Origin of the sequence: Pseudomonas sp. WS 5021 (genome assembly GCF_012985535.1) — a bacterium.
GTDB lineage: Bacteria > Pseudomonadota > Gammaproteobacteria > Pseudomonadales > Pseudomonadaceae > Aquipseudomonas.
Genome location: NZ_JAAQWP010000001.1, coordinates 1002843 through 1024643, shown reverse-complemented (window position 1 = coordinate 1024643; position 21801 = coordinate 1002843). Strand labels below are relative to the sequence as shown.

At 63.2% G+C, this 21801-nt stretch carries 23 protein-coding genes; 4 read left to right on the top strand and 19 right to left on the bottom strand.

Annotation, left to right across the window (positions count from 1 at the left end; all coding sequences use genetic code 11):
* Positions 1–2: 2 nt before the first annotated feature.
* The 3 genes from HBO19_RS04780 (at position 3) to HBO19_RS04770 (ending at position 3350) form a co-directional block, all read left to right on the top strand.
* Positions 3–827 carry an ion transporter gene (locus HBO19_RS04780; protein WP_169956441.1) on the top strand — a complete coding sequence of 275 codons (825 nt, stop codon included), beginning with the start codon at positions 3–5 and terminating at the stop codon, positions 825–827.
* A 93-nt stretch (positions 828–920) separates the two neighbouring features.
* Positions 921–1925, top strand: coding sequence for a sulfate ABC transporter substrate-binding protein (locus HBO19_RS04775; RefSeq protein ID WP_169956439.1), 1005 nt, complete (start codon positions 921–923; stop codon positions 1923–1925).
* Between the two features lie 228 nt (positions 1926–2153).
* Positions 2154–3350, top strand: a complete 1197-nt coding sequence (locus HBO19_RS04770) for an MFS transporter (protein WP_170042633.1) — start codon at positions 2154–2156, stop codon at positions 3348–3350.
* Positions 3351–3392: 42 nt separating this feature from the next.
* Here HBO19_RS04770 and HBO19_RS04765 read toward each other — a convergent pair whose 3' ends face one another.
* From HBO19_RS04765 to phnC, 14 genes are all read right to left on the bottom strand, one after another.
* Positions 3393–4757: a M10 family metallopeptidase C-terminal domain-containing protein gene (locus HBO19_RS04765; RefSeq protein WP_170056972.1), complete on the bottom strand. Its 1365-nt coding sequence runs from the start codon at positions 4755–4757 to the stop codon at positions 3393–3395.
* Positions 4758–5196: 439 nt separating this feature from the next.
* Positions 5197–5946, bottom strand: coding sequence for a phosphonate metabolism protein PhnP (gene phnP / locus HBO19_RS04760; RefSeq protein WP_170056971.1), 750 nt, complete (start codon positions 5944–5946; stop codon positions 5197–5199).
* Positions 5937–6503: a phosphonate metabolism protein/1,5-bisphosphokinase (PRPP-forming) PhnN gene (gene phnN / locus HBO19_RS04755; protein WP_169956431.1), complete on the bottom strand. Its 567-nt coding sequence runs from the start codon at positions 6501–6503 to the stop codon at positions 5937–5939. Before phnN ends, phnP begins: the two co-directional genes overlap by 10 nt.
* Positions 6503–7648 carry an alpha-D-ribose 1-methylphosphonate 5-triphosphate diphosphatase gene (locus HBO19_RS04750; protein WP_170056970.1) on the bottom strand — a complete coding sequence of 382 codons (1146 nt, stop codon included), beginning with the start codon at positions 7646–7648 and terminating at the stop codon, positions 6503–6505. The genes phnN and HBO19_RS04750 overlap by 1 nt, the downstream gene beginning before the upstream one ends.
* Positions 7638–8360, bottom strand: a complete 723-nt coding sequence (phnL, locus tag HBO19_RS04745; protein WP_170042629.1) for a phosphonate C-P lyase system protein PhnL — start codon at positions 8358–8360, stop codon at positions 7638–7640. Before phnL ends, HBO19_RS04750 begins: the two co-directional genes overlap by 11 nt.
* The gene (gene phnK, locus HBO19_RS04740) at positions 8357–9166 is read right to left on the bottom strand and encodes a phosphonate C-P lyase system protein PhnK (protein WP_169956506.1); all 810 of its coding nucleotides are present in this window, start codon (positions 9164–9166) and stop codon (positions 8357–8359) included. The genes phnL and phnK overlap by 4 nt, the downstream gene beginning before the upstream one ends.
* Positions 9127–9969: an alpha-D-ribose 1-methylphosphonate 5-phosphate C-P-lyase PhnJ gene (locus tag HBO19_RS04735; RefSeq protein ID WP_169956425.1), complete on the bottom strand. Its 843-nt coding sequence runs from the start codon at positions 9967–9969 to the stop codon at positions 9127–9129. Before HBO19_RS04735 ends, phnK begins: the two co-directional genes overlap by 40 nt.
* Entirely contained in the window at positions 9962–11038 is a 1077-nt protein-coding gene (locus HBO19_RS04730; RefSeq protein ID WP_170056969.1) for a carbon-phosphorus lyase complex subunit PhnI, read from the bottom strand. The genes HBO19_RS04735 and HBO19_RS04730 overlap by 8 nt, the downstream gene beginning before the upstream one ends.
* Complete coding sequence (gene phnH, locus HBO19_RS04725; protein WP_170056968.1) at positions 11038–11628, bottom strand: phosphonate C-P lyase system protein PhnH; 591 nt, start codon at positions 11626–11628, stop codon at positions 11038–11040. The genes HBO19_RS04730 and phnH overlap by 1 nt, the downstream gene beginning before the upstream one ends.
* The gene (phnG, locus tag HBO19_RS04720) at positions 11628–12065 is read right to left on the bottom strand and encodes a phosphonate C-P lyase system protein PhnG (protein ID WP_170056967.1); all 438 of its coding nucleotides are present in this window, start codon (positions 12063–12065) and stop codon (positions 11628–11630) included. Before phnG ends, phnH begins: the two co-directional genes overlap by 1 nt.
* 11 nt (positions 12066–12076) lie before the next feature.
* The gene (gene phnF, locus HBO19_RS04715; RefSeq protein ID WP_170056966.1) at positions 12077–12781 is read right to left on the bottom strand and encodes a phosphonate metabolism transcriptional regulator PhnF; all 705 of its coding nucleotides are present in this window, start codon (positions 12779–12781) and stop codon (positions 12077–12079) included.
* 36 nt (positions 12782–12817) lie between these two features.
* Positions 12818–13600 (bottom strand): phosphonate ABC transporter, permease protein PhnE, encoded by a 783-nt coding sequence (phnE, locus tag HBO19_RS04710; protein ID WP_032859104.1) that lies wholly within the window; start codon positions 13598–13600, stop codon positions 12818–12820.
* Positions 13601–13774: 174 nt separating this feature from the next.
* Positions 13775–14776, bottom strand: coding sequence for a phosphonate ABC transporter substrate-binding protein (phnD, locus tag HBO19_RS04705; protein ID WP_169956413.1), 1002 nt, complete (start codon positions 14774–14776; stop codon positions 13775–13777).
* A gap of 32 nt (positions 14777–14808) precedes the next feature.
* Positions 14809–15642, bottom strand: coding sequence for a phosphonate ABC transporter ATP-binding protein (phnC, locus tag HBO19_RS04700; protein ID WP_170056965.1), 834 nt, complete (start codon positions 15640–15642; stop codon positions 14809–14811).
* Between the two features lie 541 nt (positions 15643–16183).
* On the opposite strand from phnC, the gene HBO19_RS04695 reads away from it, so the two are divergent.
* On the top strand, positions 16184–16351 hold the full coding sequence (locus HBO19_RS04695) for a hypothetical protein (RefSeq protein ID WP_170042572.1): 168 nt from the start codon (positions 16184–16186) through the stop codon (positions 16349–16351).
* Between the two features lie 859 nt (positions 16352–17210).
* Here the strand turns inward: HBO19_RS04695 and HBO19_RS04690 are convergent.
* The 5 genes from HBO19_RS04690 to HBO19_RS04670 are packed head-to-tail and all read right to left on the bottom strand — an operon-like array spanning position 17211 to position 21800.
* Entirely contained in the window at positions 17211–17606 is a 396-nt protein-coding gene (locus tag HBO19_RS04690) for a hypothetical protein (protein ID WP_115127676.1), read from the bottom strand.
* A gap of 16 nt (positions 17607–17622) precedes the next feature.
* Entirely contained in the window at positions 17623–18816 is a 1194-nt protein-coding gene (gene ccmI, locus HBO19_RS04685; protein WP_170042624.1) for a c-type cytochrome biogenesis protein CcmI, read from the bottom strand.
* The gene (locus tag HBO19_RS04680; RefSeq protein WP_170056964.1) at positions 18809–19282 is read right to left on the bottom strand and encodes a cytochrome c-type biogenesis protein; all 474 of its coding nucleotides are present in this window, start codon (positions 19280–19282) and stop codon (positions 18809–18811) included. Before HBO19_RS04680 ends, ccmI begins: the two co-directional genes overlap by 8 nt.
* Positions 19279–19815, bottom strand: a complete 537-nt coding sequence (locus tag HBO19_RS04675; protein WP_169955962.1) for a DsbE family thiol:disulfide interchange protein — start codon at positions 19813–19815, stop codon at positions 19279–19281. The genes HBO19_RS04680 and HBO19_RS04675 overlap by 4 nt, the downstream gene beginning before the upstream one ends.
* Entirely contained in the window at positions 19812–21800 is a 1989-nt protein-coding gene (locus tag HBO19_RS04670; protein ID WP_169955961.1) for a heme lyase CcmF/NrfE family subunit, read from the bottom strand. The genes HBO19_RS04675 and HBO19_RS04670 overlap by 4 nt, the downstream gene beginning before the upstream one ends.
* Between the last annotated feature and the right edge of the window lies 1 nt (position 21801).

Below are 21801 nucleotides of genomic sequence, written 5' to 3'. Positions count from 1 at the left end.
TCATGGACAGCAACAACGACTGGCGCCAGCGGCTCTACGTCATGGTATTTCAGAGCGACACGGTGGCCGGGCGGCGTTTTGACGGCATCTTGCTGCTGATCATCCTCGCCAGCCTGGTGATCGTGATGCTCGACAGCATCGACCAGATCCACCAGAACTACGCCGATGTGCTGGCCTATATCGAGTGGGGCTTCACGCTGATTTTCCTCATCGAGTACGGCCTGCGCCTGTATTGCTCGCCCAAACCGTTGCGGTATGCCTTCAGTTTCTACGGGCTGGTGGACTTGCTGGCCATCGTCCCCGGCATCCTGGCCCTGTACTACAGCGACGCCCAGTACCTGCTGATTATCCGCATCATCCGCATGTTGCGGATCTTTCGGGTGCTCAAGCTCGGCCCCTACCTCAAGCAGGCCAACTACCTGATGTCGGCGCTGCGCGGCAGCAAGCAGAAGATCGTGGTGTTCCTGGTCAGCGTCTGCACCCTGGTAACGGTGTTCGGCACCCTGATGTACGTGATCGAAGGCCCGGAGCACGGCTTTACCAGCATCCCCAAGGGCATCTACTGGGCTATCGTGACCCTGACCACCGTGGGGTTTGGCGACATCGTGCCCAAGACCCCGCTGGGCCAGGTGATCTCCTCGCTGGTGATGATCACCGGCTACTCGATCATCGCCGTGCCCACCGGGATCTTTACCGCCGAACTGGCCAACGCCATGCGCGGCGAGCAACTGCAACACGACTGCCCGGTGTGCCAGAAAAGCAGCCACGAACCCAATGCGGCCTTCTGTTCACGCTGTGGCAACGGGCTCTATAAAAAAGTGGAATAAGCAAAGTTCTTTTTAATCTTTAAGCGTCTATGCCGCCCCGGCTATAGTCGTGGGCTATAAGCCACTACCTTCTCGAACAACAAGGAATGAGCAGTGAAAAAACTTGTTAGCGCTTCGCTCCTGGCCGCAGGCCTCGCACTGTCTGTCGGCGCCCAGGCCGCCTCGACCACCCTGCTCAACGTCTCCTATGACGTGATGCGTGACTTCTACAAGGACTACAACGCGGCGTTCCAGAAGCACTGGCAAGCCGAACACCCGAACGACAAGCTGACCTTGCAGATGTCCTTCGGCGGTTCCAGCAAACAGGCGCGCTCGGTCATCGACGGCCTGCCGGCTGACGTGATCACCATGAACATGGCCACCGACATCAATGCCCTGGCGGACAACGGCAAACTGGTGCCCGACAACTGGGTCACCCGCCTGCCGAACAACAGCGCACCGTTCACGTCCGCCACCGTGTTTATCGTGCGCAAGGGCAACCCCAAGGCCCTCAAAGACTGGCCGGACTTGCTCAAAGATGGCGTGCAGGTGATCGTGCCCAACCCCAAGACCTCCGGCAACGGGCGCTACACCTACCTGTCGGCCTGGGGCTATGTGCTCAAGAACGGCGGCGATGAAAACAAGGCCAAGGACTTTGTCGGCAAGCTGTTCAAGCAAGCTCCGGTGCTCGATACCGGTGGCCGTGCCGCGACCACTACCTTCATGACCAACCAGATCGGCGACGTGCTGGTGACCTTTGAAAACGAAGCGGAAATGATTGCCCGTGAATTCGGCCGCGACCAGTTCGAAGTGATCTACCCAAGCGTCTCTGCCGAAGCCGAGCCGCCGGTGTCGGTGGTCGACAAAGTGGTCGATAAAAAGGGCACCCGTGCAGTGGCCGATGACTACCTGAAATACCTGTGGTCGGCCGAAGGCCAGGAAATTGCAGCCAACAACTACCTGCGTCCACGGGACCCGAAGGTACTGGCCAAGTACACCGATCGCTTCCCGAAAGTCGACTTCCTGTCGGTGGAGAAGACCTTTGGTGACTGGCGCACCGTGCAGAAGACCCACTTCAATGATGGTGGAGTGTTCGACCAGATCTACAACGGCCAGTAACTGACCGGACACGCTCAACAATGTGGGAGCGGGCTTGCTCGCGACAGCGGTGTATCAGCCAGGTATTTCTAACCTGATACGCTGCCATCGCGCGCAAGCCCGCTCCCACATTGGGTTGTGCGCAAGACATTAATGCCAGGCATGTCTGAAATCATCAGTAACACTTACCTCGTCCCTCGCCTACCCTTTACCCTTCGCATCCTCCTTCCCCGTTTTAACGAGAACACCATGACCGCTACTCCGCCCGCGACCGCCACCATGACCCGTGGCATGGTGCTGCTGTTCGCGTTCTGCTGCGGCGCTATCGTCGCCAATATCTACTACGCCCAACCGATCATTGAACTGATTGCCCCGGACATCGGCCTGACGCCGGCCATGGCCAGCCTGATCGTGTCCCTGACCCAGATCGGCTACGCCCTGGGCCTTTTTTTCCTGGTGCCGCTGGGCGATCTGTTGGAAAACCGCCGGCTGATGATCATCACCACCGTGGTCGCCATTGCCAGCCTGCTGGGCGCGGCCTTTGCCGAGCAGCCGAACCTGTTCCTGCTGGTGTCGCTGCTGATCGGCTTCAGCTCCGTGTCGGTGCAGATTCTGATTCCCCTGGCCGCGCACCTGGCGCCCGCCGAATCCCGTGGCCGGGTGGTGGGCAGCATCATGGGCGGCCTGTTGCTGGGCATCCTGCTGGCACGGCCGGTGTCCAGCCTGGTGGCTGACCACTTCGGCTGGCGCGCGATGTTCATGGCGGCGGCGGCAATGATGGTCCTGATCAGCGTGGTACTGCTGTTGACCGTGCCCAAGCGCCAGCCGGATCACAGCGCCAGCTATGCCCAGTTGCTGCGTTCGTTGGGCACCTTGCTGCGCGAACAACCGTTGCTTCGTCAACGGGCGTTCTACCAGGGTTGCCTGTTTGCGGCCTTCAGCCTGTTCTGGACCGCCGTGCCCCTGGAGCTGTCGCGTAACCATGGGCTGAGCCAAAGCGAAATTGCCCTGTTTGCCCTGGTCGGTGCCCTCGGCGCCATTGCCGCCCCTATCAGCGGGCGCCTGGCCGATGCTGGCCATACCCACCGCGCCTCGCTGCTGGCGATGCTGTTTGCCGCGCTGAGTTTTCTGCCGGCGTTTATCCACCCGATCTACAGCGTGATTGGCCTGGCGGTGACCGGCGTGGTCCTGGACTTCTGCGTGCAGATGAACATGGTCCTTGGCCAGCGCAGCATCTACGCCCTCGACGCCCATAGCCGCAGCCGCCTGAACGCGCTGTACATGACCAGCATTTTCATCGGCGGCGCCTTCGGCTCGGCGATTGCCAGCAGCGTGTATGAGCACGGCGGCTGGCTTGGGGTGATCGTGGTGGGCAGCCTGTTCCCGCTGGTGGCGCTGTTGCGGTTCTTGAGTGTGTCTCGGGCGGCATCGGCGGTGAGCGCCTGACGTTCGACACGACGCCAGTACGCTCGGGCCCCGGCCTGGGGTTCACCGGTGGCTCTTCTCCAGCATGCGCAAGAGCGACTGGAACAGGGTGAGGGTTTGCTGGAGAAAACTCGCTACCGTCGCAAGGAGCGAAGCGCTGGTTCCTGGCTCCGGTACGGGGGCCGGCGTAGGCGTAGGTCGCGGCGACGGAGTGGGCGCCTGCCCTCCCGTCACGATATCGGCCTGTGCGATTTTGCCGGTGGTGATCACCAGCAGATCAGGTTTGCCATTGCCGTTCATATCAATCGCCAGGCTGCCACGCCCGGTACTCTCCTGGTAGCTGAGCACCGCATTGCCGGGCTGCCCGGTGAATTGACTGGAGAACGTGAGGCCCTTGATACCGGCTTCTCTCAGGGCCCCGGACACATCGATCTTGTCGGTACCACTGGTAAAATCCGCGATCCGATCAGGGTTGCGCGGCGTGGAGTCACTGGCCTTGTCGTAAACGAAAGTGTCAGCGCCCTCCCCCCCGCGCAGCCTGTCTGCCCCGGCGCCGCCCTTGAGGCGATTGTCCGCATCATTGCCCGTCAGCACATCATTGCCAGAACCGCCGACGGCATTTTCCAGGGTCACGCCCTTGGCGATGGAGACGTTACCGCGCAGGCCGCCGACGTCCGAAAATGATTCTGCATTGAGGTCGATCTTCTGGTTCTGCCCATACCCGGAAAAATCCAGGGTGTCGTTACCGCCCCCGTCCCACACACAAAACAGCGCCGCCTCGCGTGCATTCTTGAGGCTCAGGACGTCACGCCCGGTATTGGAGTTGAAGCCGTAGGTTGTGTCTGTACTACGGGTTTTGTGGTTGGCCCCATACATTTTCTGAATCGCCGCGATGTCATGCATCATCGGTGCCGAGGGCATCAGCCCCCGGAAATCATGACCGGCGTGCTTGGTCTCGGCCCAGTAACTCATGACCGTGCCGGCCCGGGTGTCCTGCGCGAACGTCGCATCCCTTTCGTACGTCCCCCCGCCGTTGTACTCCCCGGGGTGGGCCAGCCCCAGGCAATGGCCGATCTCATGCACCATGGTGGTGTTGAAATAACTCCCTTCCTGAGGTGCATGTGCCGCCCGGCGTGTCCCGATCATGGCGCGCGCGCCGGAGTTATGCCGATCAGGACCCCATGCCACGCCACTTTCCATGCGATTGGAACCAGTGACTTGAATCGATCCATCTGCCTTGCGCGCATTTTCATGAAAGCTGATATCGGCCACGTCCTGCCAAGCCTCCATGGCCCGGCGGGCACAGCCTTTCTGTGGTTCGGTGAACCCGCGAAGATTGAAAGAAACCTGGGTCTTGCCGTCCCGGTCTCGATCGTAAAAGCGCATACCACTGCGCGTCAGGTGCCTTGCGACCTGATCGGTGTTCAAGGAGCGTTTTCCACGGCCGTAAAACTGCGCCTTGGACGGCGGGTCCGTTTCTGCTGGATGGTGAGCTGGGTGAGTACCTGCGTGGCCTATCTGACACATGGCGATCTCCGAAACGATTAGTGGCTGGAGTAACAGCGCCCAACATCAGTGAAAACTGCCTGGACCACCGTCATCTGCGGCTAATCTTTCATGCAGGAAACCTGCCTTGCCACCTGGGTTTTAAGTCTGATTGAAACGTTTTGGCCTGCTGTGGGATTTGCTCACAAAACACATGGACTCTTACACTCCGGCCCCGTGAATCGACCTCGAAAAAACCCGTTCAAGTGGCTGACGGCGATAAAAAAATGCCAGCAAAAGCCGAATGCCCTACGGGGCATGTTTTCCATCCCGAGAAATATCCGCTCGCCATTTTCAGCGTAACCCCAAGGTCCCCCTTGAGCTAGAGCACCCGCCCATCCCAGCCCACCGTCACATGCGGCGGCAGTTCACTGCGATGCTGCAACAGCCAGGCATCCAGGGTGTGCCCGACGTGGGTCAGCACGCCAAGCTCGGCGCCGCACGCGTCGATGCATTGCAGGGCCAATGTCAGGTCATTGTGATTGCGCGGCGCCTGGGGTTGCGGTGGCATCGAGCAGTCGATGACCAGCACGTCCAGGGGCTCGCGCCGCAGCCAGTCGACGGTCGCCGGGGGCAGGCCCGTGGTGTCGGTCAGATACGCCAGGCGCCGTCCCTGCCCTTGCAGCAGGTAGCCGAAGGTCGGCTTGGAATGTTGCAGGGGCAACGCGGTGACCGCCAGCTCGCCAAATTGCCGGGTCTCGAACTCGGCAAAGGGCTGGCTGAAATCGAGGATGCCGGGGTGTTTGTAGAGGTCCGACAGGCCCTCGGGGTCTGCCGGGCCATGCACCGGGATGATCAGGCCCTGGCCCCAGCGCAGATGCAGCAGGCCTTGGGCATGATCGGCGTGGTAGTGGGTCTGCAAAATGCCGTTGAAACTGCGGGGCGGGAAACGCTCGGTCAGGTCCGTCAGGCCGCTGTCGATCAACCAGCGCTGGTCGCCGCATTCGATCAGCGCGCTGCACTCGCGGCGGCGCAAGCGCTCATCGCTGCGCGCCAGGACGCAGGCCGCGCATTCGCAGCCATACACCGGGACTTGGCGGGCATCGCCGGTGCCCAGCAGGGTCAGGCGCATGCCGAGTGCCCCTCGTCCAGACACTCGAGCAACCGGGCGACGGTGTGCGCCAACGGCCCGGAGTTATCCAGCAGCAATACCCCGGGCGCGGCCTGCAGGCTGTCGCGAAACTGCGCATTGCGTGCCAGGCGCGCGTCGATTTCTGCCACCGACTCGCGCCCCCGCGCCAGCAAGCGTTGGCGCAATACCGCCTGGTCCACGGTCAGCAAGACCACCAACAACGTCGGATAACGCGCGCGGGTTTGCGCCAGATGGCCACGGGAGCCATTGACCAGCACATCGTCGCCGGCCGCCAGCCAGTCGTCGATCTGCCGTGGAATACCATAAGACAAGCCATTGGCATGCCAACTGAGGGCAAAGCCGCCCTCGGTCTGCAGCGCGGCGAATTGCTCGGGGCTCACACCCTGGGCGGCCTCGCCCACCGCTTCGGCCGAACGGGTGATGACCCGTCGCACAATGCGGCAACCGCGCTCGGCCAATGGCCCGCGCGCGGCATCCAACAGGCTGTCCTTGCCCGAACCCGATGGCCCGATGAGATAGATCAACCTGCCCGCCATCAAAACACCCTCTTGGCTTGTCGCCAGACTTGTTGGACTACCGGCAGCCCGCCCTGGGCCCTGGCTTGCACCAGGTCCGCACGCAGGCCCAGGGCAATTTCCCCGCGATCCCTGAGGCCCGCCGCGTGCGCAGGGGCCAGGCTGATCATTTGGATCGCCTGGGGCAGATCGCAGTCATTGTCCTGGGCCGCCAGGGCAAAGGCCGCTGGCAACAGGCTGGCCGGGTAGTAGTCACTGGAAAGTATATCCAGCAATCCTTCCGCGGCCAGGCCGGCGGCGGCCACATTACCCGAGTGGGACCCGCCACGCACCACGTTCGGCGCGCCCATCAGCACTTTCATGCCCAATTGCCGGCATCCGCGCGCCGCTTCCAGGGTGGTGGGGAACTCGGCGATGTTCATGCCGTAGCGCGCCGACTCCTCGACATGGGCCAGGGTCGCGTCGTCATGGCTGGCCACCGACAAGCCACGCGCCAGGCAATGCTCGACGATGGCTGAGCGGTAGCGGTCGCTGTAGGTCTTGGAGTTGGCCATTTGCAGCACCACGAACGCATCCATGGTTGCCTCGTCCAGGTGGTACTTGCCCATGTAGTACTCGCGGTACTTGGACTGCAGCACAAACTGGCGCTGGCCCGGCGAGTGGTCCATCACCGACACCAATTGCACCAGCGGGTTTTCCACCAGATCGCGGAACACGCTCAAGGTGTCCGGGTGGCACAACTCGCAACGCAAGTGCAGGCGGTGTTCGGCGCGGGTCAGGCCGGCCTCTTGCGCCGAGGCAATGGCATTGAGCATCGCCGGCAGTTTCTGCATGCGATTGCCCTTGGGGTTCACGTCGCCGATGGACACCGCATCAAACACCGTGGTGATACCGGCCGCGATGATCTGCGCGTCATGGCTGAGCACCGCCGAGGTCGACGGCCAGTCCACGCCGGGCCGCGGGGTCATGTGTTTTTCCAGGTTGTCGGTGTGCAACTCCACCAGCCCCGGCAGCAGGAAATCACCGCCCAGGTCCTGGGCCTGGGGCAACTGGCTGCGGCCTTCGGCGAGGTCGACGATCACCCCATCACGCAGCACCAGGCTGCCGAGAAATACACGATCAGCGGTAACCAACTGGGCATTACTGAGGATCTGTTCAGCGGGCATCGGCGTAGTCCTCATCGGTGATCACAGCGGGCGTCATGTCCAAATGGCGGTCGGCCACCGCCTCACGGGCGGCACGGTCATGGAAGATGCCGATCAGTGCGGCACCGCCGGCCTTGGCTTCGTTGATAAGTTCCAGGACAACCTGGCGGTTGCGCTCATCCAGGGAGGCTGTCGGTTCGTCCAGCAACATCACCGGCCAAGCCACCATGAACCCACGCGCGATATTGACCCGCTGCTGCTCGCCCCCGGAGAACGTGCCCGGCGCCAGTTGCCAGAGGCGCCGGGGGATATTCAGGCGCGCCAGCAAATGCTCGGCACGGGCCTGGGCGTCAGCCTTCGTCCAGCCACGGGCCAGCGCGGGCTCCATCACCACATCCAGGCAGGCAACCCGGGGGATCACCCGCAAAAACTGGCTGACATAGCCCAGGGTCTGCTGGCGTAGCTGGAGAATGTCCCGGGGTGCGGCGCCCACCAGTTCCAGCCATTGCCCGGCATGGCGCACGCGGATGCTGCCTCCGGCCGGCAGGTAGTTGCCATACAAGGTGCGCAGCAAGGTGCTTTTACCGGCACCGGACTGGCCGTGCAGCACCAGGCATTCACCGCCCTGCACGCTGAACGCCACCCCGCGCAGTACGTTGAGCACCACGCCGTTCTGCTGGTGCAAGGTGAAGGTTTTCGAGAGGTCGCGGACCTCGATCAAGGCATTTGTCATGGCTGCAATACCGAGGACACCAGCAGTTGAGAGTAAGGGTGCTGTGGATCGTCGAGGATCTGGTCCGTAAGCCCGGTTTCCACCACCCGCGAGCGACGCATCACGATCAGGCGATCGGCCAGCAGGCGCGCCACCGCCAGGTCGTGGGTGACGATCACCACCGCCAGGTCCAGCTCGCGCACCAGGCCGCGCAGCAGGTCGAGCAGGCGCGCCTGCACCGACACATCGAGGCCACCGGTGGGCTCGTCCATAAACACCAGGCGCGGGCTGGAAACGAGGTTGCGCGCGATTTGCAGGCGCTGCTGCATGCCGCCAGAGAAAGTGCGCGGCAGGTCGTCGATGCGCTGCGGGTCGATCTCTACCTGGCCCAGCCAATCCAGGCCGGCACCGCGCAGTTGCTGGTAATTACGCACGCCCTGGGCCATCAGGCGCTCGCCAATGTTGGCGCCGGCCGACACGCCCATGCGCAGGCCGTCGCGAGGGTTCTGCTCAACGAAGCCCCATTCGGTGCGCAGCAAAGTGCGGCGTTCGGCTTCGCTGGCGCTGTAGAGGTCCAGCCATTCGCCGTCCTTGCTGCGATAGCCGACGCTGCCGGCCTGGGGCGGCAAGCGCCCGCTCAACAGCGAGAGCAAGGTGGATTTACCCGAACCGGACTCGCCGACAATCCCCAGCACTTCGCCGGGGTACAGATCAAAACTCACCTCCTGGCAGCCCTTCTGCGGGCCATACAGCAGGGACAGGTCGCGCACTTGCAATAACGGCTGGCTCACTGGTTGTTCTCCTTGACCCGTTGGGCGCAGTACCAGGTGTCGGAACACACAAAACTCTGGGTCCCGGCGTCATCGAGAATCAGCTCGTCGAGGAACGATTCATGGCTGCCACAGATGGCGCAGTGGTGTTCCCATTTCTGCACCTCAAAGGGGTGGTCCTCGAAGTCCAGGCTGCTGACCTGGGTGTACGGCGGCACCGCGTACAGGCGCTTTTCGCGGCCGGCACCGAACAGCATCAGCGCCGGGCTCATGTCGAGTTTCGGGTTGTCGAATTTGGGGATCGGCGAGGGGTCCATCACATAGCGCTCGTCGACCATCACCGGGTAGGCATAGGCGGTGGCGATGTGGCCGAAGGTGGCGATGTCTTCATAGAGTTTTACGTGCATCACCCCGTAATCGTTGAGGGCGTGCATGGTGCGGGTCTCGGTTTCCGAAGGCTCGATAAAGCGCAGCGGCTCGGGGATCGGCACCTGGTAGACCATGATCTGCCCGGCCTGCAGCGGGGTTTCCGGGATGCGGTGGCGGGTCTGGATCACCGTGGCGTCGGGGGTGGCTTCGGTGGTGGCGATGCCGGCAGTGCGCGCAAAAAAGCGCCGGATGGACACGGCGTTGGTGGTGTCGTCGGCGCCCTGATCGATGACCTTGAGCACGTCGTCGGCGCCGAGGATCGCCGCCGTCAATTGCATGCCGCCGGTGCCCCAGCCATAGGGCAGCGGCATCTCGCGGCCACCGAACGGCACTTGGTAACCGGGAATCGCCACAGCCTTGAGCAAGGCGCGGCGGATCATGCGTTTGGTCTGTTCGTCGAGGTAGGCGAAGTTGTAGGCGGCGTCATTCATGGCGGGTGCCCTCGGCCGGTTGGCGCAGTTTGCGGATCAGTTCCAGTTCGGCCTGGAAGTCCACGTAGTGCGGCAGTTTTAGGTGCGAGACAAAACCGGCGGCCTCGACGTTGTCGCAATGGGCCAGCACGAACTCTTCGCGCTGGGCCGGCGAGACGATCTCTTCGCTGTACTCCTCGGCACGCAGCGAGCGGTCCACCAGGGCCATGCCCATGGCCTTGCGCTCGGCATGCCCGAACGCCAGGCCATAGCCCCGGGTGAACTGCGCCAACTCGGTGGCTGAGCCGACGAACTGGTTGACCATCTCGCACTCGGTGACTTCGATGCTGCCCAGGCAAATGGCAAAGCCCAGCTCTTCGGGATCGATCCAGACCTCTACGTCACCGATACGAATCTCCCCGGCAAACGGGTGATTGCGCCCGTAGCCACGCTGGGTCGAATAGCCCAGCGCCAACAAAAACCCTTCATCGCCACGGGCCAGGGCTTGCAGGCGTTCGGCACGGCTGGCGGGGAACTCCAGCGGGTCGCGGGTGATGTCAGCGACGCGGGCGTGGTCGTCGGCCTCGTGCTTGATCAGGCCTTCCTTGGCCAGCAACCCCAGCACCCGTGGACACGGTTCGAGTTGCGCATCCGCCGTGGTCTGCGGGCCTGGATACTCACCCTCGGCCAGCAGTGCGAAATCCAGCAGGCGATGGGTGTAGTCGAAGGTCGGGCCGAGCAACTGGCCGCCGGGCACATCCTTGAAGGTGGCCGACAACCGCCGGCTCAACGACATCTGCGCGGTGTCGATCGGCAGGCTCGGGCTGAAACGCGGCAACGTGGTGCGGTAGGCGCGCAGCAGGAAGATCGCTTCTACCAGGTCCCCCGCCGCCTGCTTGATTGCCAGCGCGGCCAGTTCTTCGTCGTACAGCGAGCCTTCACTCATCACCCGCGCCACGGCCAGGGGCAGTTGCTCGCGGATCTGCTCGACGCGCAGCTCCGGCACGGCCGGGTCGCCCCGGCGTTTTTTCGCCAGCAGGCGGTGGGCATTGTCGATGGCCTGTTCGCCACCCTTGACGGCTACGTACATCAGGCGTGCTCCTGTGTGATGCGGCTACTACGCGGCAGGCCGAGCAGGTGATGGCCGGCGCTGAACAACACGTCCAGGCCACGGGGGAAGGCTTCACGGCGCTGGCGCTCCAGCCAGAACACCGGCGGCACCGGCACCTGCACCCGGCGCTGGGCCTGGATGCCCGGGCCGCGCCAGAGCAAGGTGCGCCCGGCGTCCAGGTCGGTAAGCTGGACCAGCAAGGTGCAGGACTGGTCGGGGTAGCGATCATTGCCGTGGTCGAAGCCGCTCAGGTCGAGCAGGTCCGGTTCGCCGAGCAAGGCAAACGCGGCCTCCTCCCGACGCGCGACCAACGGGCAGCCGCAGTGGAAGGCCAGGTTGGCGCGGATCAGCGGCGTGTCGAAGCCAGGTGCCAGCCACAGCGGCGTGTCGACATCCAGCAGCGCCAGGCACAAGGCATAGGTGGCGGGCGCCAGGCCATCGAGGTGCGGGGCTGCCGGCAAGTGCTGGAGCAAACCCGGCTCGGCCAAGGCCTTGAGCGCCGCGCGAAAACTGCGCTGGGCGTCCAGTACCGGGTCGACAAACGCCGGTTGCAATAATTGAGCGTGCATCAGTTTTCTCCTCGCACCAGGGTGAAGAACTCGACCTTGGTCGCCGCGGTGTCGGCCTCTTTTTGCGCGCGACGCTGGGCCTGGGCCAGGTCCAGGGCGCTGATCAAATCCGTGAGCCATGGGCTCGGCTGCGCGTTTTGCAGATGGGCATCGGCCAGGGCCGCCAGTTCGGCGTGAACCTTGTCGCGCCCCGCCAGGTAGCTGTAGCCGGTGCGGCCATCGGCCAGGCGCACCACACAGCGTGTCACCGTCATTTCGCCGACGTTGAACGGCGCGCCATTGCCGCCCATGCGCCCACGCACCAGGGTCATGCCGATTTCCGGGGCGCGGATCAGTTGGTACTCGGCGTCCTTCAATGCCGCTTCGTGGGGTTGCAGTTCATTGAGCTGGGCGCGGGCAAGTACGCCAATCCAATGCTGACGCGGGGACAGATTCATCGGGGTCTCCATCAAGTCACCACCTGGTACTGGAAGCGATCCGAACGGCTGGTGGACTGCGCCAGCTCCACCGGGCGGCCATCGCGATCGCGGGAAAGGGTGAATACGGTCAAGGCCGGCAAGTGCCGGGGCATCATCAGCAGCGCGGCTTCGTCGCGGTTGGGCAAGCGCGCACCGATCAGGCTTAGGGTGCGGGTCAGCGGCAGGTCGCGCTCGCGCAGGTACTGGCGCAGGGAGCCGCCGTTGTAATCCGCCAGCAACGGCGCGTGGCTGGCGCAGTAACGATGACGAATCAGGCTGACGGGCTGCTGGTCGAGCTTGCGCAGGGTTTGCAGCTCGATCATCGGCGCCATTTCGGCGATGCCCAGGTGCTGCGCTTCTTCGCGGCTGGCGTAGCAGTAGCGGCGCTTGAGCAGCAGCGCCTGCACGCCATGGCCCTGGGCCGACAGCGATTGGCTGTAGGCGGTGTCGGCGCCCATCGGGTAGATCAGCGGCCGGTCCAGCACCTGGGTGCCTTTGCCCTGCTGGCGCAGCAGGCTGCCTTCGAACACCAGTTCATCAATGGCGCGGCGCAGGGTGTGGCGGTTGACGCCAAAGCGTTCGGCCAACTGCACCTCGCCCGGCAGGAACTCCCCGGCCTGGTAGCCGCTGAGTTCGCGGCGCAGGATATCGGCGAGTTCGCGGTACACCGGCTCATCTTGTCTAGACAACTGCATGCTTTAAAAAAAGCGCCCGCAGGCACCCCTCCAAGGTCAGATAAACCGCTTGCGCAGGCGCTGGGACAGCACGTCGATCAGGCTCACCACCACGATGATCACCAGCAGCACCGCGCAGGTCTGCACGAACTGGAAGGCGCGGATGTTCTCCCACAAGATCACGCCGATGCCGCCCGCGCCGACCATGCCCACCACCGTCGCCGAGCGCACATTGGCCTCGAAGCGGTACAGCGCGTAGCTCACCCACAGCGGCATGACTTGCGGGATCACGCCGTAGATCACCTCTTGCAAGGCGCTGGCACCGGTGGCGCGCACCCCTTCCACCGGGCCTGGGTCGATGGCCTCGACGGCTTCGGCAAACAGCTTGGCGAGCACCCCGGTGGTGCTGATCCATAGGGCCAACACACCGGCAAACGGACCAAGCCCGACCGCCACCACGAACAACATGGCAAACACCATTTCGTTGATCGAACGGAAGGCATCCATCACCCGGCGCAGGGGTTGGTGAATCCACCAGGGCGTGATGTTGTCGGCGCAGAGGATGCCCAGGGGCACCGAGCAGACAATCGCCAGCACCGTGCCCCAGAGGGCGATTTGCACGGTGACGATCATTTCCTTGAGGTAGGAGCGCCATTCGTGGAAGTCCGGCGGGAAGAAGTCGGCGGCGAAGGTCGCCATGTTTCCCGAGTCGCGGTACAGCGCCAGCGGGTTCATTTCTGCGCCTTTCCAGGCCCAGGCCAGCAGCACCAGGAACAGGCCCCAGCCGAGGTATTGCGGCCAGGTTCTTTTACCCACGGCTTCAGCGTGCAAGGTCGTCATGGATCACTCTCGATAATGGTTGGAGCCGGGCCTATGTGTGTGTGTAGGTGGGAGCGGGCTTGCTCGCGAAAGCGGTGTGTCATTCAGCACATCCAGCGACTGACTCACCGCTTTCGCGAGCAAGCCCGCTCCCACACAAGCCCGTTCACACATAGGCTCCGGTCCCACAGGGGGTTAGCCGTTGGCGGCGGGTTTCTTGTCCAGCTCGCTCAGGCGCTGTTGCAGCGTGGCCAGGTCGGCGTCGATCTGCGCCAGCTTCTTGGCCTTATCTGCCTCGGCCAGCTTGCTGTCGGCACTGATGGTGGTGCGTTGCTTGAACAGTTCCAGCTGGCGGATCGGCAGCAACTGGTCGTCAGTGGACGCGAGGAACTTGCCCAACTGCATGTTCTTGAGCACCGCCTTCTCTTCATCGGTGTCGCCGTAGCTGAAGATGAAATCGCGGATCTTGCTCTTCTCGCTGTCAGTCAGGGCCTTGCTCCACACCAGCGGGTCGGCGGGGATCAGCGGCGACTTCCAGATCACCTTGAGTTGGGCGGCCTTGTCCGGCTGGGTCACTTCCAGGCGGTCCCAGCTTTCGGTGTTGAAGGTGGCCACGTCCAACTGCCCCTTGGCCACGCTCAGTGCGTTGACTTCATGGCTGGAATTGAGCGTGCGCTTGAAGGCGGTGGCGGCATCCACATTGTTCTTGGCGAACACGTAGTAGCCCGGCACCAGGTAGCCCGAGGTGGAGTTCGGGTCGCCATTGCCGAAGGTCAGGTTCTTGGCGTTCTTGAGCATATCTTCGACGGAGTTGAGCGGGCTGTCCTTGCGTACGATCAGCAGGCTCCAGTAGCCGGCGGCGCCGTTGGCAGCGGCGGTCTGGGCGAAGATCTCGCCGTTGGAGCGGTCCACCGCCTCCATCGCTGCCTTGTTGCCGAGCCAGGCCACATCGACCTTGTTAAAGCGCATGCCCTGGATCAGGCCGGCGTAATCGGAGGCGAAGGTGGCGTTGATGGTCAGGCCGGTCTTCTTGTGCATGTCATCGAGAAACGGCTGCCAGATGCTCTTGAGGTTCTGCGAAGACTCGGTGGACATGATGCCGAAGTTGATGGCCTTGTCGGCGGCCTGGGCATTGCCCATGGCGACGCTGGCCAACAACACGGCAGACAGGAAAACATGACCGATACGGTTCAACATGCAGGCGACTCCTAGGGATCGTGAGTGGGGGTTCAAGCGCGGGCCAGGGCCAGGCGCTGGGGCAGTTCGGAACGGCGCGGCGGTTCGCAAAACATCAGGCTGGTGTCGACGTCGGCACCGTACAGGTCGTTGAGAAACTGGCTGCTCATCTCGCGGCCCTGCCCATCGAAATGAATGCGCCCGCCCTTGAGCGCCACGGCGCGCGGGCAATAACGCATGGCGTAATCGACTTGATGCAGGGTCACCACCACGGTCTTGCCGTCGCGGCGGTTGATATCGGCGAGGATCTCCATGACCTTGCGCGCCGACTCCGGATCCAGGGAGGCGATGGGTTCGTCGGCGAGGATCACTTCGGCACGCTGGGTCAACGCCCGGGCAATCGCCACCCGTTGTTGCTGGCCACCGGACAGGGTCGAGGCGCGCTGCTGGGCCAGGTCCGCCAGGCCGACGCGTGCCAGGGATTCCATGGCAAACTGCTTTTCCTCGGTATTGAACAACCCAAGGTTGCCGCGCCAGCGCGGGACCCGGCCCAGGCAACCGAGCAGCACGTTGTCGATCACACTCAGGCGATTGACCAGGTTGAACTGCTGGAAGATGTAGCCAATATCCGCGCGCAACCGCCGCACCTTGCCATTCAACCGCCCACTGGCCTGCACCTCCCGGCCCAGCACCTTGACGCTGCCGCCGTTGCCCTTGTCGCAACAGGCCAGCCCCGCGAGGTGGCGCAACAACGTGGACTTGCCGGAGCCGGACGCACCGATCAGGGCGACCATCTCGCCGCTGGCGATGGTGAGTTCGAGGTCGACCAACGCGGTTTTCTTCGCAAAGGTCTTGTTCAGGCGATCGACATGGATAGCGGGATTCATGGGCTTCTCTGTCTGGTTTGAACAGCCTTGCGGGGCTGTGTTTGAGTTCAAACGACAGTAGGCGCGGGAGGTGTCAGGGCTATGACTTGCACATGACGGCAGGGGGGCGGTTTGATGAAGGTTTTATGAAAGGTTGGAACAGCCGAAGGACAATTCCCATGCATATGAGGATCATTCCCTACGGTTCATCATTTAACAGGCACACATCATGTTGGGCGAGCTGTACGCAGGAGGGCCCAGCCCTGCCGGGTCTCCATTCCTCGGTCGTCGCCCTTTTTCACGCAGCTATATGGCGGCTGTGCGCGGGGCACCTTCGGGTGCGCCGGGGTCCTGGAGTCCGGTCTTCCACACCGGCGTACAGTCGCCACCCATCCATGTGGAAGTGATTGTGGCGGCTCCTTTAACTCCAGGAGCAACCGTATGAAAAAGTCACGCCTAGCCCGGCCTACTCCCTGAACGACAGCAAACTCCACGAAGCGGCACAACGTGCGTTCAAGCAATACGCACTGCATTCGCAGCCGGTCTCAACACCGAAGAGGCGTTGAGCAACGCCTGTGAAATGCTCGAGTCGGCGGCGGTCAGTGCGTACGACTGCACCGAGCATCTTGAAGGCTCGAGCCGTAAGCAGGTGATGGCGGTGGTGCAATTGATCGAGATGGCGCAGTTGTTAGTCGAGGCAGCGTTGCACCGGGAATGCCCGGCGGCCTGACGGCCAAGTAAATCCCTGTGGGGGCTGGCTTGCTTGCGATGGCCATAGGTATCTACACAACTCTCTTCTCGGTCTGTGTACATATCCATTGCTGCGGTTACGGCCACTTAGGGTTCCGCCCTGACGGCGGGTCACTTTGGAAAAGAGCCGGAGTGCCAGCCCAGCCCAGCCCAGCCCAAAGTAACCAAAGGGCTCTTGCCCCACCACTCGGCACCTCGCCTAGCCTCGATGTGCCTAAGATCAAAATCACAAGCAAAGCGAGGCGGCCTGACAGCCGACCTGATCATCGAGGCGTGCGCGGACTCCTGTGGGAGCTGGCTTGCCTGCGATGGCGGTGTATCAGTCGATAAATGTATTGGCTGATACACCGCCATCGCAGGCAAGCCAGCTCCTACAGGGGAATGCAGCTTCGCGCTCTGGCTTTGCTGTTGCTCTGCTGTTGCACTGCTTTTGATCTGGCTTTTGATCTTAGGCGCCCCGTCAAACCACGCTGGCCGCAGGCAGGTATTGCGCAGTGGGCACCCCGGCATGGATGCCGGGGTAGCCGCGACACGGCCAGGGATGGCCGATCGCGGCGGGCCCACGGAGCAATGCCTGACTGCGGGCATGCCGAGCCTAGGCGAGGCACCGAGTGGTGGGGCAAAAGCGCTTTGGTTACTTTCGCGCTCTTCGAAAGTGACCCGCCGTAAGGGCGGAACCAATAGCCGCCGTAACCGCAGCAACGGATATGTACACATACCCAATAACCAAAAAAAGCGAGTTGTGTAGATACCTATGCGGCGACCCGACAAGCCAGCTCCCACATTTGGATTTGATTTCAAGTCATAAAAAAAGGCGACCGTTTGAAGGTCGCCTTAGATCATTTTGCGTACTGCTTGCTCAACCCAGGCGGTACACCCTGCACATTCGTCTCTTCCCAGGGCCCATTCGGGCTGATGGAGCGGCTCCAGCCGTTGCTCCAGCGGTAATAGGTGCGCTGGCGATAGAAGGTGTCCGGTTGTTCGTCCAGCACGTACACCTGCATCTTGCCGTCCCAGTGGCTGGCAGCGCCGGGGGGTGGGGCGAAGGTCGGGGACTTGCTCGGCAAGGGCTTGGCGGGGGCGGTGACCGGGCCGGAAGGTTTGGTTACCGGCTGGGTCGAGGGGCCCGACGGTGGAATGGTCGGGCCCGTAGGGGCAGGAGGTGGCCGATGGACCGCGCAAGCGCTCAAGCCCAAGACCAGGCTGAGCAGGGTGATACGAGCGATGGCGGTCATGGGGATTTCCTCGAAATTATTTATCCGGACTGTCGATGGTCAACTGCTGGGTCGCGGTGGTGCTGCTGGCCAGGGGTTGACTGCGGCCGATCCACTCGCCGGCAGTCGGTTGACCGGCCCGTGAGATGCGCGCAACCAGTTGGACTTCGGGAAAGTTGGACAGTTTCAACTGCGGCATCATCGCATCGGCATCGCCCAGTTCGACGGTCACCGGCAGGTCGGCCACGGTCACGCGCTTGGCGGCCAGTGGCGCCGGCGGGCCTGAAACGGCGCGGGCGAAGATGAATACGCTGTCAGTCGGCAGGGCGCGGGCTTTGACGTCGGCCGCCAGGTCCACGCGCACTTTCATCACGGCGGTCTTGGCCGTTGGCGCGACGGCAGCGCCGCCCTCTTTCAACTTCTCGGCCGCACGGTCGATGCCGCCTTGCAGTGCTGCGCGGGAGTTGTCTTTCTCCGGCAACAAGGCCAACAGACGATTCCAGTAGTCGATGGCTTCCTGGTAACGCTGCCCTTCAAAGGCGGCGATGCCCAGCAGGCCGAGGCTGGTGACTTCTTTCGGATCGAGCTTCAGCGCTTCGTCGGTCAAGGCCTGAAGCTGCGGCGACCATTGTTTGTTGTTGGCAAAGTACTGCGCCTGGGCCCACTGCCCGAGCAATTCCGGCTGGCGGCCAGCCAGGGCCACGGCGCGCTCGAAGACCTTGGCCGCATCCGCCGAACGATCCTGGGCCATGTAGGCGCGCCCCAGGAAGTACAGGCCCTCGGCCGAATCCGGTTGCGCTGCCGCCGCCCGTTCCAGGCGCTGGGTCATGTCGGCAAGGGACACCGGCGGCTGGGCGAATTCGCGGGTCAGTTCAACCTTGTCGATGGCCCCGTAATGCAGGTACAGCCCCAGGCCCAACACCGGCACCAGCACCGCGGCCAGCAACGGCAGCGGCTTGCCCAGGCGCGATTCGCGGGGCTTTTCCACGCCTTCGGTATCGGCCAGCAATTCACGGGCGGCTTCGGCGCGGCCGGTATCGAGCTGCGCGGCGTTGAGCACGCCTTCGCTTTGTTGGGTTTGCAGTTCGGCGACACGTTCCTGATACAGCGCGACATTCAGCGCGGTGCGGTCTTCTTCACGCTGGGCGCGACGTACGCGCAACACCGGGATCAGCAGGAAACTCAAGGCAACCAGGAGCAGCAGGCCAGCTGCGAGCCAGAAATCAATCATCAGTTTTTTTGTCCAGCAGTTGGTCGAGGCGTTGGCGCTCTTGGGCAGATAGCGCATCAGAACCATCGGTAGGCGCCGCACGGCGACGGCGGACGATCACGGCCATGACCACCAGGCCGCCCAGCAACAGGACGGCGGGGCCAAACCAGAGCAAGGCGGTCTTGCCGGTCAGCGCCGGCTTGTAGCGGACAAAATCACCGTAGCGATCGACCATGAAGTCGATGATCTGCTGGTTGTCCTTGCCCTCGCCCAACATGCGGAAGATTTCCTTGCGCAGGTCGGCGGCAATCGGCGCGTTGGAATCGGCGATGTCCTGGTTCTGGCACTTGGGGCAGCGCAGCTCCTTGGTCAGCTCGCGAAAACGCTCGCGGTCGCCATCGCGGGCAAATTCATAGGTGTCGATGGCGGCATGGGCCACGCCCACCAGGCCCAGGGCCAGTACTGCGGCGGTCAACCAGCGCTTCATGGCTTGGCCTCATCCACCAGGGCCTGGTACTTGGCCGCCAGTTGTTCGCGCCAGACCACTTCGTCGATCACTCCGACAAACTTGTCGCGGATCACACCCTTGGCGTCGATAAAGAAGGTTTCCGGGGCACCGTAGACGCCGAGGTTCAGGCCCAGGTTGCCGTCTTCATCACGCACGTCCAACTGGTACGGGTTGTGGAACTCCGCGAGCCACTTCAGGGCCGCCGCATTGTCGTCCTTGTAGTTGATGCCGTAGATCACCACGCCGTTCTCGGCCAGCTTGTTGAGCACCGGATGCTCTACGCGGCACGAGATGCACCAGGTGGCCCACACGTTGACCAGGGCCGGCTTGCCGATCAGGTCTGCCTGGGTCAGGGTTTTATCGCCCTGCACCGTGGGCAGCGAGAACGCCGGGAACGGCTTGCCGATCATCGCCGACGGCAGCTCGGCCGGGTCCAGGTACAGGCCACGATACAAAAACACCGCGACCAGCAGAAACAGCGCCAGCGGCAATACCATCAACCAACGCTTCATACCGCTGCTCCCTGCATGCCGAGGGCTTCACGCACCCGGCTCTTGACCTTGACCCGGTAACGCCGGTCCATCGCTGCCAGCAACCCGCCAAAACCGGTCAGCAGGCCGCCGAACCAGATCCAGCGCACAAACGGCTTGACGTGGACCCGCACGGCCCAGGCGCCCTCGCCCAGGGGCTCGCCCAGGGCCACATACAGGTCACGGGTGAACCCGGCGTCGATCCCGGCTTCGGTCATCATCGAGCTTTGTACGGTGTACAGGCGTTTTTCCGGGTGCAGCACGGAAACCTGCTTGCCGTTGCGCAGCACACGCACGGTGCCTTTGTCGGAGGTGAAGTTCGGCCCTTCGAAGTGCTTGGCGCCTTCAAATACAAATTGATAACCGGCCAGGTCCATGGACTCGCCAGGGGCCAGGCGCAGGTCGCGCTCGGCGCTGTTCTGGCTGGACAACACCACGCCCAGGGCGCACACGGCGATGCCGATGTGCGCGATCTGCATGCCCCAGTAACTGCGGGTCAGGGTTGGCAGGCCCTTGATCAGGCCCTTGTGCCGGGTCTTGTCGAAGATATCGCGCACGCCGGCCAGCAACACCCAGGCCGCGAGCATGAAGGTGGCGAGCACTGCCCAGTTGAAGTCGCCGTAGGCAATCCCGGCAATTACCGACAAGGCGGCACTGCCCAGCAGCACTGGGATCAGCATGCCCAGCAGCCATTTGACCGGGGTGTCTTTCCAGCGCACCAGCACGCCAATGGCCATCACCACCATCAACAGGCCCATCAGCGGGATGAACAATGCGTTGAAGTACGGCGGGCCGACCGACAGCTTGGCGCCGGTCAGGGCATCGAGTACCAGCGGGTACAGGGTACCCAGCAGGATCATCGAGGCAGCAACGATCAACACCAGGTTGTTGCCCAGCAGCAGGGTTTCCCGCGACCACAGGTTGAAGCCCACGTGGCTCTTGACCACCGGTGCGCGCAGGGCGAACAGAGTCAGCGAGCCGCCCACCACGCAGAGCAGGAAGATAAGGATAAACACGCCGCGCTCAGGGTCGGCAGCGAATGCGTGCACCGAGGTCAGCACGCCGGAACGCACGAGGAACGTGCCCAGCAGGCTCAGGGAGAAGGCGGCAATGGCCAGCAACACGGTCCAGCTCTTGAACACGCCGCGTTTTTCGGTGACGGCCAGGGAGTGGATCAGTGCCGTGCCCACCAGCCAGGGCATGAAGGAGGCGTTTTCCACCGGGTCCCAGAACCACCAGCCGCCCCAGCCGAGTTCGTAATAGGCCCACCACGAGCCCAGGGTGATGCCGATGCCGAGGAAGGCCCAGGCGACGATGGTCCAGGGCCGCGACCAGCGCGCCCAGGCCGCGTCGAGGCGGCCGCCGAGCAAGGCGGCGATGGCAAAGGCGAAGGCCACGGAGAAGCCCACATAGCCCATGTAGAGCATCGGCGGGTGGACGATCAGGCCGATATCCTGCAGCAACGGGTTGAGGTCGCGACCGTCCATGGGAATCTGCGGCAGGATCCGCTCGAACGGGTTGGAGGTCATGATCAGGAACAGTAAAAAGCCGATGCTGATCATGCCCATCACCGCCAACACCCGCGCCAGCATGACTTGCGGCAACTGCCGGGAGAACACCGACACGGCAAAGGTCCAGCCGCCGAGAATCAGCGCCCACAGCAGCAGGGAGCCTTCGTGGGCACCCCACACGGCGCTGAACTTGTAGTACCAGGGCAAGGCGCTGTTGGAGTTACTGGCCACATAGGCGACGGAAAAATCGTCGGTCATGAAGGCATAGGTCAGGCAACCGAAGGCGAACGCCAGGAACGCGAACTGGCCCCAGGCGGCGGGTTGCGCCAGGCTCATCCACAGCCGGTCGCCGCGCCAGGCGCCCAGCAGCGGGACGATGGCCTGGACGATGGCAAAGCACAGGGCGAGGATCATCGCCAACTGGCCCAACTCGGGAATAAACAATGTAGAGGTCATC

Bases quoted from the DNA above. Each gene is read 5' to 3' on its own strand.
- phnN (WP_169956431.1), bottom strand. From the start codon at position 6,503: ATGGCGGGCAGGTTGATCTATCTCATCGGGCCATCGGGTTCGGGCAAG.
- HBO19_RS04735 (WP_169956425.1), bottom strand. From the start codon at position 9,969: ATGAATGACGCCGCCTACAACTTCGCCTACCTCGACGAACAGACCAAA.
- HBO19_RS04690 (WP_115127676.1), bottom strand. From the start codon at position 17,606: ATGACCGCCATCGCTCGTATCACCCTGCTCAGCCTGGTCTTGGGCTTG.
- phnC (WP_170056965.1), bottom strand. From the start codon at position 15,642: ATGAATCCCGCTATCCATGTCGATCGCCTGAACAAGACCTTTGCGAAG.
- phnH (WP_170056968.1), bottom strand. From the start codon at position 11,628: ATGCACGCTCAATTATTGCAACCGGCGTTTGTCGACCCGGTACTGGAC.
- ccmI (WP_170042624.1), bottom strand. From the start codon at position 18,816: ATGATTGATTTCTGGCTCGCAGCTGGCCTGCTGCTCCTGGTTGCCTTG.
- HBO19_RS04750 (WP_170056970.1), bottom strand. From the start codon at position 7,648: ATGCCCGCTGAACAGATCCTCAGTAATGCCCAGTTGGTTACCGCTGAT.
- phnF (WP_170056966.1), bottom strand. From the start codon at position 12,781: ATGCAGTTGTCTAGACAAGATGAGCCGGTGTACCGCGAACTCGCCGAT.
- HBO19_RS04680 (WP_170056964.1), bottom strand. From the start codon at position 19,282: ATGAAGCGCTGGTTGACCGCCGCAGTACTGGCCCTGGGCCTGGTGGGC.
- phnL (WP_170042629.1), bottom strand. From the start codon at position 8,360: ATGACAAATGCCTTGATCGAGGTCCGCGACCTCTCGAAAACCTTCACC.
- HBO19_RS04670 (WP_169955961.1), bottom strand. From the start codon at position 21,800: ATGACCTCTACATTGTTTATTCCCGAGTTGGGCCAGTTGGCGATGATC.
- phnG (WP_170056967.1), bottom strand. From the start codon at position 12,065: ATGAATCTGTCCCCGCGTCAGCATTGGATTGGCGTACTTGCCCGCGCC.
- phnE (WP_032859104.1), bottom strand. From the start codon at position 13,600: ATGACGACCTTGCACGCTGAAGCCGTGGGTAAAAGAACCTGGCCGCAA.
- HBO19_RS04730 (WP_170056969.1), bottom strand. From the start codon at position 11,038: ATGTACGTAGCCGTCAAGGGTGGCGAACAGGCCATCGACAATGCCCAC.
- HBO19_RS04675 (WP_169955962.1), bottom strand. From the start codon at position 19,815: ATGAAGCGTTGGTTGATGGTATTGCCGCTGGCGCTGTTTCTGCTGGTC.
- HBO19_RS04780 (WP_169956441.1), top strand. From the start codon at position 3: ATGGACAGCAACAACGACTGGCGCCAGCGGCTCTACGTCATGGTATTT.
- HBO19_RS04770 (WP_170042633.1), top strand. From the start codon at position 2,154: ATGACCGCTACTCCGCCCGCGACCGCCACCATGACCCGTGGCATGGTG.
- phnD (WP_169956413.1), bottom strand. From the start codon at position 14,776: ATGTTGAACCGTATCGGTCATGTTTTCCTGTCTGCCGTGTTGTTGGCC.
- phnP (WP_170056971.1), bottom strand. From the start codon at position 5,946: ATGCGCCTGACCCTGCTGGGCACCGGCGATGCCCGCCAAGTCCCGGTG.